Below are 9474 nucleotides of genomic sequence, written 5' to 3' on the forward strand. Positions count from 1 at the left end.
TCGGTGGTGCCGCAGTGCGGGAACCGCGGCACCTGATTTCACCGTGCCCTCTTGCGGACCGATGTACCCGCGCGTGTTCGTGACGCACAGCTTCGGGCCATGGTGCGGGCACCCGAGCGGACGGTTCCTATTCCCGAGCGCAGGCCTGCCGAGGTGTGCCAATGACCTCAGGCGTGGCTGCCCCACGGGCCGCTGCCGCGGCATAGGGTCGGGATCATGAGCGAGGAGACGCAGTACCGCATCGAGCACGACACCATGGGCGAGGTCCGGGTTCCGGTGGACGCTTTGTGGCGGGCGCAGACCCAGCGGGCCGTGGAGAACTTCCCGATCAGCGGACGCGGCTTGGAGCGGGCGCAGATTCGCGCGCTCGGCCTGCTGAAGGCGGCGTGCGCCACGGTCAACCGTGACCTGGGGTTGCTCGATCCCGTGAAGGCCGATGCCATCATCGCCGCGGCGAACGAGATCGCGCGCGGCGAACACGACGATCAGTTCCCGATCGACGTCTTCCAGACCGGTTCCGGCACCAGCTCGAACATGAACGCCAACGAGGTGATCGCCTCGCTGGCCAAGGCGAAGGGCGTCACCGTTCACCCGAACGACGACGTGAACATGTCCCAGTCGTCCAACGACACCTTCCCCACCGCAACGCATCTCGCCGCCACCGAAGCGGTGATCACCGATCTGGTCCCGGCGCTGGAGCATCTGCGGCTGGCGCTGCTGGACAAGTCGGCGGAATGGCGCACCGTGGTGAAGTCCGGCCGCACCCACCTGATGGACGCCGTCCCGGTGACCCTCGGCCAGGAATTCGGCGGCTACACCCGGCAGGTGGCCGCCGGCATCGACCGCATCATGGCGACGCTGCCGCGGCTGGGCGAACTGCCCATCGGCGGCACGGCGGTCGGTACCGGCCTGAACGCGCCCGATGGCTTCGGCGCGCGGGTCGTCGCGGAACTCGTGCGCGCCACCGACATCGATGCGTTGCGCGAGGCCGAGGACCATTTCGAGGCGCAGGCCGCGCGCGACGGCCTGGTCGAGGCGTCCGGCGCGCTCCGCACGATCGCGGTGAGCCTGACCAAGATCGCCAACGACATTCGCTGGATGGGCTCGGGCCCGCTCACCGGACTGGCCGAGATCCAGCTGCCGGATCTGCAACCGGGCAGCTCGATCATGCCCGGCAAAGTGAACCCGGTGCTGCCCGAGGCGGTGACCCAGGTCGGCGCGCAGGTGATCGGCAACGATGCCGCGGTGGCGTTCGCGGGCGCGAACGGCGCTTTCGAGCTGAACGTGTACATCCCGGTGATGGCGCGCAACCTGCTGGAGTCGATCCGACTGCTGGCCAACGTCTCCCGCCTGTTCGCCGACAAGTGCGTGCGCGGCCTGGTCGCCAACGTCGAGCACCTGCGCACGCTCGCCGAGTCCTCCCCGTCGATCGTGACGCCGTTGAACTCGGCGATCGGCTACGAGGAGGCGGCGGCGGTCGCGAAGGAAGCGCTGAAGGAGAAGAAGACCATCCGGCAGACGGTCATCGACCGCGGCCTGCTGGACGAGAAGCTGACCGAGGAGGAACTCGACCGCCGCCTCGACGTGCTGGCCATGGCCAAGGTGAAGAACCAGGACTGAGCGGCACCGGAAACGAACGCCGCCTCGGTAGCCGGTGGCTGCCGAGGCGGCGTTCGTTCGCTGTTCCGCGATGCGGTTCAGTCGCGCAGGTGCGCGAGTTCGTCACGCGCGGCCGCACCGTCGGGACCGAAATCGGTGCGGGTGAAGATGTTCCATCGCTTCAGCAGCGGAGCGAAGACCAGCTCGCCCTCCTTGGCCCGGTCGTAGATGCCCGCCTCGGCGAGCACCACGTCGCTGCTGCGGCCGTCCGCCAGCGTCACCGTCGGGACCTCGAAGCCGGCGACCCGGTCGGCGATGGCCCGCACGGTCTGGTCCGGCGCCAGATCGAGCGCCGCCGCCACCAGGTCGGCGAAGAACACCGATTGCAGTTCGTCGTCCAGCGCGATGCGCTCGGCGATGGCGGTGACCAGGGGATTCTCGCCGAGCGCCGCGATATTGCGATGGCGGACCGCGCTGGCCGCCTCCTCGAACGCACAGGTCGCCAGCACGTCGAGCAAGTGCATCGCCGGGCGGCGGAAGCCCTTGGTCATGTGCTCCATGCGCAACCGCTCCAGTTCCACCGGATCGACGGCCCTGGTCACCATGAGGTAGTTGCGGATGGTGATCTCGTGGCGGTTCTCCTCGGCCGTCCAGCGGCCGACCCAGCGCCACCACGCGCCGGTGCGCAGGTACTTGCCGATCTCGCGGTGATACGAGGGCAGGTTGTCGGCGATCAGCACCGAAACGGTCAACGCCAGTTTGGCGGTTTCGCTGAGCTCGGACTGCTCCGCCGCCCAGTCGGTACCGCCGAGGAAGGCGAAGTTGCGCCCGTCGTCCCACGGCACGAAGTCGTGCGGCTGCCACCCGTCGGCGACGTCCACGTGCTTACGCAGCAGCAGTTCTACGTCCACCGCGAGCGATTCGAGCAATTCGCGATCGGTCAGGAGAGTTTGCACCGAGACAACCTAGCGGCTTGGCCCGCGGAGCGGGAACGGATGGATGGGATTCACAGACAACCGAGACCACACCGCGATCCCGGACGCCGAGCAGACGGCCCTACTTCGGCGTGACGGTGATAGTACCGTTCACCCAGGTGATGGTGCCTCCGGTGAAGTCACTCTGCTTACCGCCGGGGATGTCCTTCTCGTCGCTGACCGGGTAGCCGAGCGGCCCTTGCGCACCGCCGTTGTCTTCCCACGCCTTGCGGATCTCGCCCCAGACGACGTGCGGTTCGCCCTCCTTGGGCTCGTAGATCGTGCCGCCCGCGAAGTCCTGGTAGTCACCCCCGTCGGGGGCGTCCTCTTCGGCTTGCAGCGGCAGGCCGAGCGGGCCGGTAGGGCCGCCGAGCTGCACATACTTGTCGTAGATGTCGCCTTCGACGGCGATCTCGCCCGCCGGTGTCGCGATCTTGGTCGTCGCCTCGGCCGCGCCCGTGGGGCTCGTCGGGCTCGCTCCGGTGGGTGTGGTCATCCCGGCGCTGGTGGTGGGGTTCGCGATCGAGGTGACCATACCGGTCATGCTGGCCATACCGGTCTTGGCGCCGTCGCCTTTGTTGTCGTCGTCGCCGCAGCCGGCCAGGACCAGCCCTGCCGCGGCGAGTACTGCGGTGAATCCAGCCGTTCGTCGAGCGAAGTGGTGCATGTCCATCCTCTCGCTGTGGGCTGTAGGCACAGCACGGGTCCCGTCGCGACGCCGCGCACAGCCTCGGTCGATGGTCAGACGATGACCCGGTGACCGACGAGCGGCCACCGGGTCATACCGATCAGCTATCGCGGCGGATGATACCCGCCGGACATGCGGTGAAACACGCCGTCGAACGGCGCTGCTGGATCAGGCGTTGGGGCCGTACTCCTCCAGCATCTCGGTGACCAGCGCCGCGATCGGCGAGCGCTCGCTGCGGGTCAGCGTGATGTGTGCGAAGAGCGGATGGCCCTTGAGCTTCTCCACCACCGCCGCGACCCCGTCGTGCCTGCCGACGCGCAAGTTGTCGCGCTGGGCCACATCGTGGGTGAGCACCACCCGCGAGCCGGTTCCCAGGCGGCTGAGCACCGTGAGCAGCACGTTGCGCTCCAGCGACTGTGCCTCGTCCACGATCACGAAGGAGTCGTGCAGCGACCGTCCGCGAATGTGGGTCAGCGGCAACACTTCCAGCATGTCGCGGCTGAGCACCTCCTCCATCACCTCGCGGCTGGCCAGCCCGTCGAGCGTGTCGAAGACCGCCTGCGCCCACGGGCCCATCTTCTCGCTCTCGGTGCCGGGCAGATAGCCCAGGTCCTGGCCGCCCACCGCGTACAGCGGGCGGAAGACCACCACCTTGCGCTGCGTGCGCCGTTCCAGCACCGCCTCCAGGCCCGCCGTCAACGCCAGCGCCGACTTGCCGGTACCAGCCCGGCCGCCGAGCGAGACGATGCCGACGCTCTCGTCCAGCAGCAGGTCGAGCGCGATGCGCTGCTCGGCGGACCGGCCGTGCAGCCCGAACGCCTCGCGCTCGCGCACCAGCTGCACCCGCTTGTCCGGCGTGACCCGGCCCAGCGCACTGGAGCTGACGCCGAGCAACCGAACGCCGGTGTGGCAGGGCAGCTCTCGCGCCTCGTCGAGATCGATCACCGACTCGGCGTAGAGCTGATCGATGCGCGCCGTGCTGACATCGAGTTCGACCATGCCGGACCAGCCCGAGGTCACCACGTCCTGGGCGTGGTACTCGTCGGCGTGCAAGCCCACCGCACTGGCCTTGACCCGCAGCGGAATGTCCTTGGACACCAACACCACTTCGCGACCCTCGGCCGCGAGGTTGAGCGCACAGGCCAGGATCCGGGAGTCGTTGGTGTCGGTGCGGAAGCCGACCGGAAGGACCGTGGGATCGGTGTGGTTCAGTTCCACCTGCAACGTTCCGCCCTCGGTGCCGATCGGCACCTGCTGATCCAGCCTGCCGTGCTGCAGGCGCAGATCGTCGAGGTTGCGCAAGGCTTCTCGCGCGAACCAGCCCAGCTCATGATGGTGCCGTTTGGCTTCGAGTTCACTGATGACCACCAGGGGTAACACCACGTCGTGTTCGCCGAACCGCGTGAAGGACCAGGGATCCGACAGCAGGACGGACGTGTCGATGACGAAGGTTTTGCCGGGTAATTGCGAGGGGCGGGCCCCCTTCGCGGCGGCTCCGCCTTTCGCGGAGCTGGAGTTCGCCGAGGGAGCGGAAACGGAGCGTGCAGCAGTCACGGTGGGCTCCTCTGTGTTCGCGCGGCAGTCGCACGAACGATCTCGCTGGACCGGTCCGTCCTGATGGACCCGACGTTGCCGTCAGATGCCACGAGGGCCGGGCTCCGGCCCCCTCGTACTGAGTAGCTCAGTCACGGTCAGGACCTCCCGTACGAGCCACACCGCCGCGGCCCGCACACCCGACGCTACCTTCGATTACGGTGTCCGCGCTCGGGGACCGGGAGGCGTGTCCGTGAATTTGTCGTAAACCCGCACGTCGCGGGGGTTCAACGCAGCACGTCGAGCAATACCGGAACATGGCTGTGCGCCGGATCCTGTACGGCCGTGAGCAATGTGACCGGACCTTCGGCGGCCAAGGCGCGCAAATCCCGCAAATCTTGCTGAACCTCCGGCGCCGCGAGTTCGGCTCGGTAGCGGCGGGCGAATTCCGGGCCGCGCGCGTCCCGGTCGGCGTGGAACCAGCGCCGCAACTCGGTGGTCGGGGTGAGCTCCTTGGGCCAGCGATCGACCCGCGCTTGCGCTTTGGTGATGCCCCTCGGCCAGAGCCGGTCGACCAGCACCCGGGTGCCGTCGTCGGGGTCGGGGTCGTCGTAGACGCGCTTGATCCGGAAGCCGGGGTGGGGTTGCCCTGTCATGGCAGTCATCGCAGCACGGCGTCCGAGCCGCGACGGGATTCGCCACGCGGTCGCTGTCGTCCCATTCGGCGGATAGAGTCGCTGGTATGTCCGGTAACGAGGATTTGGAGAAGCTGTCGTCGAAGGAGCTGCACGACCGGGCGATGAAGCTCGCCGTGCGGCGCGGGGATGTGAAGTTCCTGTGGCGGCTGCTCACGTCGATCCCGGCCGCGGAGGCCGCCGCGGGCAATGTCGGCGAAAGCGAGGCGGACATCAAGTACGTGCTGCCCATGCTCGACGACTACGTCCACGCCGGTGACGGCGCGGTCGCCGAGGTGCTGCGACCGGTCTATCTGGACTACCTGGCCCAGCACTCCTGAGACCGGTTCAGCCGCGGGTGAGCGCGGCGCGCCAGAGGCCGACAGCCGTGCCGCGCAGGAAGTTCGCCCAGCTGAAGTGGTCGTGCCACAAGATGATTCGGCCGTCGCGCAGTTCGAACGTGCCGGTCACCCAGAAACCGACGCGCACCGGACCGAAGCGCAGATAGTCGGTGCGGTCGGTGAGCACGACGTCGCCGTCGGCGGCGATGTGGTGCATGTCCACCCCGAAGCCGAGCCAGTCGCGGCGCAGGCCGCGCAGCATGCCGCCCACCCGGCGGACGCCTTTCACGTCGGGCAGCGAGGTGTTCTTCCAGACGATGTCCGGGTGCAGCAGGTCGATCGCCTCCTGCGAGGCGCCCATTTCCAGCGCGGCGAAGAATTCCCGCACGGTGGTGGTCGCGTCCTGTCGAAGGTCGGGTTCGTCGGTCATTCTCCGAGCGTAGGCCGCGGCGATCATCCGCGGCGCGCGATGAGCACGGCCAGTCCGTCGAGAATGCGCTCGATGCCGAACTTCAGCGCGCCGTCCCCGCCCGCGACCGCGCCACCCTCCGCGAACGCGGCGGCCGCGGCCGGATACCGATCGGCCGCGCCGGACACCATTTCGGCGAACTGAGCCGCTATCTGCTTCTCGAATTCGTCGGCGTCCGCCACTCGCACCTGCTGCGCCAGGCTGCGGGCATGCCCGGTCAGCAGGACGATCGTGTCCAGCCGTTCGGCGGCGGTGAGCCCGGTCCCGGCGAGCGCGCCGAGCGCGGACTCCATCCACGCGACTTCGTTCGGGCCGACCGGCCGCAAACCCACCGACACCTCCATCGACCAGGGGTGGGCGCTGAAGCGCGCGTAGATCGTCTCGCACCACACGCGCAGCAGGTCGCGCCAGTCGTTCTCGGACGCCTCCTCGCCCGCGCTCAGTTCCGGCGGCGCGCCAAGGGCCGTGTCCAGCATCAGCGCGACGAGCTCGGCCTTGCCGGGCACGTAGCGGTACAGCGACATCTTCGTGAAGCCGAGACGCTCGGCCAGCCGCTGCATGGACAGGTTCGCCAGTCCTTCGGCGTCGGCCAGCGCGACGGCCTCCGCGACGATCCGCTCCAGCGACAGCGCGGGTTTCGGTCCGCGCTTGGGCCGCTGACCGGTACCCCAGAGCAGTTCCAGTGTGGTCGGTGTCGGCATGCCCGAAATCCTTCCGGAGAACGTCTTGACGTGAAACTGTGTCTACCATACGCTGATCCGCGTCCATCGGATACAGTTTCCATCGGACGCAGTTCGAGACGAGGAGATTCCCATGCGCAACACCACCGTTCTCATCTCCGGCGCGAGCATCGCCGGCCCCGCGCTGGCCTACTGGCTGCACCGCTACGGCTTCGTGGTCACCGTCGTCGAGCGCGCTCCGGCGCTGCGTCCCGGGGGTCAGGCGATCGACTTCAAGGGCCGCACCCACCGCACCGTGCTGGAACGGATGGGCGTGCTCGACGACATCGAGCAGCGCAGGACGGGCACGACCGACACGGTCTTCGTGGACGAGCGAGGCGCCGAGCTGGCGCTGATGTCGGGTGATTTCACCGGCGGCGATGTGGAGCTCCTGCGCGGCGACCTGTCCGAGATCTTCTACCGGCGCACCGCCGACCGTTGCGAATACCTGTTCGGCGATTCGATCACCGCGCTCACCGAGACCTCGGCGGGCGTGCACGTCGAGTTCGAGCACGCGCCCGCCCGCACCTTCGATCTCGTCTTCGGCGCCGACGGCATCCACTCCCGGGTCCGCAGGCTGGCCTTCGGGCCCGAGCGGGACTTCGTCAAACACCTGGGCTACTACTACGCCGTCGCGGGCGCCAGCCCGTGGAGCGGCAAGTCCACCGGGCCGCGCGAACGCGTGGTCGCCTACGGCCACAACGCTCCGGGCCGAGTCGCGATCAGCGGGGGCCCGAAGGCGCAGCAGATGTACATGTTCGCCGCGCCCGAACTCGACTACGCCCGCGACGACAGCGCCGCTCAGCGGCGCATTCTCGCCGAGACCTTCGCCGGAGTCGGGTGGGAGGTGCCGCGAATGCTCGCCGAACTCACCGAATTCGACGACTTCTACATGGACTCGATCGGTCAGGTCCAGATGCCCGACGGCTACACCAAGGGACGTGTCGCGCTGGTCGGCGACTCCGGGTACGGGAACACCCTCGGCGGCTTCGGCACCGGACTCGCCGTGGTCGGCGCGTACGTCATCGCGGGTGAGCTGGCCTTGGCCGGCGGCGACCACACCGTCGCCTTTGCTCGCTACGACGAAGTCATGAAGCGCTACGCGAAGATCGCCGGCAACAGCAACGCCGGTCGCTTCCTGGCCCCGAGAACCGCGCGGGGCATCAAGATGCGCAACTGGTTCCTCGGTTCCCGGATGTTCGCGCTGATGACGAAATTCGGCGACAACGCCGCCAACGACATCGATCTGCGGGACTACCCCGCGCTGATCGCCGCGGCGGATGCGCGCTGACCGCTCGTCAGCAGCCTTGACAGCGATCGGACTCGCCGCATCCGCCGGGCGGCGGCGCAACATCCCAGTTCGGGGCCGTCGCGCGGCCGACGACGAGCGGCGCGACGGGACGACCCGAGGATTCGGCTGTGTTTCGATGGAACCGGAGCGAGACGAGGCGCGTCTATAAGGTCAGACGGCACTGACGGAAGGGGCGGCGATGGCGGACAGCCCGTTTCCCGGGTACATCGAAGCTGCGAAGACCGGGGCCTTGCGGGTGCGGATGGACCCGCAAGCGTTCGTGGAGATCGACCAGGCATGCCAGGAGTTGATCGACCAACTCACCGGCGCTCGCGCGGACGCTCGCGATCTCGGGGAGCAAACACAATGGGGATTGGGCGAGGGCAATCCCCGCCTCTCGTCGGCGGTGGAGTTGGTCCGGCTTTTCCGCGAGAAAGCGTTCGGCGGCCCGAACAATGCCTATGACACGCTGAACGACTACCTCACCGTCGCCGAGGACATCCGAGCCATGTTCAAAGCGATCGGCGATACCTATCAGCGCACCGACGCCGAATTCGCAGCGAAAATGCGGGAACTCGACAGATGACCGGCAGCGAGTACATGAATCGTCGATCGAAGGCCGGTTTCACCGTTATGGCGACGCTGGCAGTATTGCTCACTGGATGTGGTGACGAGACGGCGTCATCGCAAACAGCTACCACCACGACGCGACCGGATCCTTCCGATGCTCGGACGAGCTCCACCACCGGTACGCAGACGTCGTTCGATCCCTGCACCGCACTGTCATCCCAGTTCCTGGCCGAACATCAGTGGGACGCATTGCCGCCCGCACCGAAACAGACCAGCACCGGCGGCATCAGCTGGAAAGGCTGCCGGTATGTCGCCCGAGCCGGGTACGGCCTCACGATCCAGACAACCAACGGAACACTCGATCAGGTGAAGGCGAAGTTTCCTTCGGCCACAAGCATCCCGGTCGGCGGCCGGAATGCCTTGCGGTACGAAGCCCGACCCGACGTTCCCGGTGGCTGCACGCTCAATGTCGAGATGCACGATGGCTCGCTGTACATCCTCGTCGACGATCCGAGCGGCAAACACCCACGCAAACTGTCGCCATGCGACAACGCCACCGATATCGCCAGTGCAGTCGCACCGCTGCTGCCCGCGGGCAGTTGAACACCGGGGGAAT

General features: G+C 67.8%; 11 protein-coding genes. 5 read left to right on the forward strand and 6 right to left on the reverse strand.

Annotated features, from left to right (window positions below):
* The first annotated feature begins 216 nt into the window (after positions 1-216).
* A complete protein-coding gene (locus ON21_RS23295) occupies positions 217-1620 on the forward strand; it encodes a class II fumarate hydratase (RefSeq protein WP_039800715.1) in 1404 nt (467 codons plus the stop codon).
* A gap of 77 nt (positions 1621-1697) precedes the next feature.
* On the opposite strand, the gene ON21_RS23300 is transcribed toward ON21_RS23295, so the two are convergent.
* The 4 genes from ON21_RS23300 to ON21_RS23315 all read right to left on the reverse strand — a co-directional run bounded on the left by ON21_RS23300 (position 1698) and on the right by ON21_RS23315 (position 5450).
* Positions 1698-2555 carry an acyl-ACP desaturase gene (locus ON21_RS23300; protein ID WP_039800717.1) on the reverse strand — a complete coding sequence of 286 codons (858 nt, stop codon included), beginning with the start codon at positions 2553-2555 and terminating at the stop codon, positions 1698-1700.
* A 100-nt stretch (positions 2556-2655) separates the two neighbouring features.
* The gene (locus tag ON21_RS23305) at positions 2656-3240 is read right to left on the reverse strand and encodes an LGFP repeat-containing protein (protein WP_039800758.1); all 585 of its coding nucleotides are present in this window, start codon (positions 3238-3240) and stop codon (positions 2656-2658) included.
* Between the two features lie 189 nt (positions 3241-3429).
* Positions 3430-4815, reverse strand: a complete 1386-nt coding sequence (phoH2, locus tag ON21_RS23310; RefSeq protein WP_039800718.1) for an RNA 5'-3' helicase PhoH2 — start codon at positions 4813-4815, stop codon at positions 3430-3432.
* Positions 4816-5081: 266 nt separating this feature from the next.
* Complete coding sequence (locus tag ON21_RS23315) at positions 5082-5450, reverse strand: DUF488 domain-containing protein (protein WP_039800720.1); 369 nt, start codon at positions 5448-5450, stop codon at positions 5082-5084.
* Positions 5451-5536: 86 nt separating this feature from the next.
* Here ON21_RS23315 and ON21_RS23320 point away from each other — a divergent pair, with 86 nt between their 5' ends.
* Positions 5537-5809 (forward strand): hypothetical protein, encoded by a 273-nt coding sequence (locus tag ON21_RS23320; RefSeq protein WP_039800723.1) that lies wholly within the window; start codon positions 5537-5539, stop codon positions 5807-5809.
* A 7-nt stretch (positions 5810-5816) separates the two neighbouring features.
* On the opposite strand, the gene ON21_RS23325 is transcribed toward ON21_RS23320, so the two are convergent.
* On the reverse strand, positions 5817-6239 hold the full coding sequence (locus tag ON21_RS23325; protein WP_039800761.1) for a limonene-1,2-epoxide hydrolase family protein: 423 nt from the start codon (positions 6237-6239) through the stop codon (positions 5817-5819).
* Between the two features lie 23 nt (positions 6240-6262).
* On the reverse strand, positions 6263-6979 hold the full coding sequence (locus tag ON21_RS23330; protein ID WP_039800725.1) for a TetR/AcrR family transcriptional regulator: 717 nt from the start codon (positions 6977-6979) through the stop codon (positions 6263-6265).
* 112 nt (positions 6980-7091) lie between these two features.
* Between ON21_RS23330 and ON21_RS23335 the strand changes: the two genes are divergently transcribed.
* The 3 genes from ON21_RS23335 (at position 7092) to ON21_RS36020 (ending at position 9461) form a co-directional block, all read left to right on the forward strand.
* The gene (locus tag ON21_RS23335; protein WP_039800727.1) at positions 7092-8288 is read left to right on the forward strand and encodes an FAD-dependent monooxygenase; all 1197 of its coding nucleotides are present in this window, start codon (positions 7092-7094) and stop codon (positions 8286-8288) included.
* A 199-nt stretch (positions 8289-8487) separates the two neighbouring features.
* Complete coding sequence (locus ON21_RS23340) at positions 8488-8874, forward strand: hypothetical protein (RefSeq protein ID WP_157170932.1); 387 nt, start codon at positions 8488-8490, stop codon at positions 8872-8874.
* Positions 8871-9461, forward strand: coding sequence for a DUF3558 domain-containing protein (locus tag ON21_RS36020; RefSeq protein ID WP_051021252.1), 591 nt, complete (start codon positions 8871-8873; stop codon positions 9459-9461). Before ON21_RS23340 ends, ON21_RS36020 begins: the two co-directional genes overlap by 4 nt.
* Positions 9462-9474 lie beyond the last annotated feature (13 nt).

The sequence above is a fragment of the Nocardia araoensis NBRC 100135 genome (assembly GCF_000308435.1).
GTDB classification, from domain to species: domain Bacteria; phylum Actinomycetota; class Actinomycetes; order Mycobacteriales; family Mycobacteriaceae; genus Nocardia; species Nocardia araoensis.

What these genes read in the sequence shown, in the direction of transcription:
- ON21_RS23295 (WP_039800715.1), top strand. Translation starts at nt 217, where the DNA reads ATGAGCGAGGAGACGCAGTACCGCATCGAGCACGACACCATGGGCGAG.
- ON21_RS23305 (WP_039800758.1), bottom strand. Translation starts at nt 3,240, where the DNA reads ATGCACCACTTCGCTCGACGAACGGCTGGATTCACCGCAGTACTCGCC.
- ON21_RS23315 (WP_039800720.1), bottom strand. Translation starts at nt 5,450, where the DNA reads ATGACAGGGCAACCCCACCCCGGCTTCCGGATCAAGCGCGTCTACGAC.
- ON21_RS23320 (WP_039800723.1), top strand. Translation starts at nt 5,537, where the DNA reads ATGTCCGGTAACGAGGATTTGGAGAAGCTGTCGTCGAAGGAGCTGCAC.
- ON21_RS23325 (WP_039800761.1), bottom strand. Translation starts at nt 6,239, where the DNA reads ATGACCGACGAACCCGACCTTCGACAGGACGCGACCACCACCGTGCGG.
- ON21_RS23330 (WP_039800725.1), bottom strand. Translation starts at nt 6,979, where the DNA reads ATGCCGACACCGACCACACTGGAACTGCTCTGGGGTACCGGTCAGCGG.
- ON21_RS23335 (WP_039800727.1), top strand. Translation starts at nt 7,092, where the DNA reads ATGCGCAACACCACCGTTCTCATCTCCGGCGCGAGCATCGCCGGCCCC.
- ON21_RS23340 (WP_157170932.1), top strand. Translation starts at nt 8,488, where the DNA reads ATGGCGGACAGCCCGTTTCCCGGGTACATCGAAGCTGCGAAGACCGGG.
- ON21_RS36020 (WP_051021252.1), top strand. Translation starts at nt 8,871, where the DNA reads ATGACCGGCAGCGAGTACATGAATCGTCGATCGAAGGCCGGTTTCACC.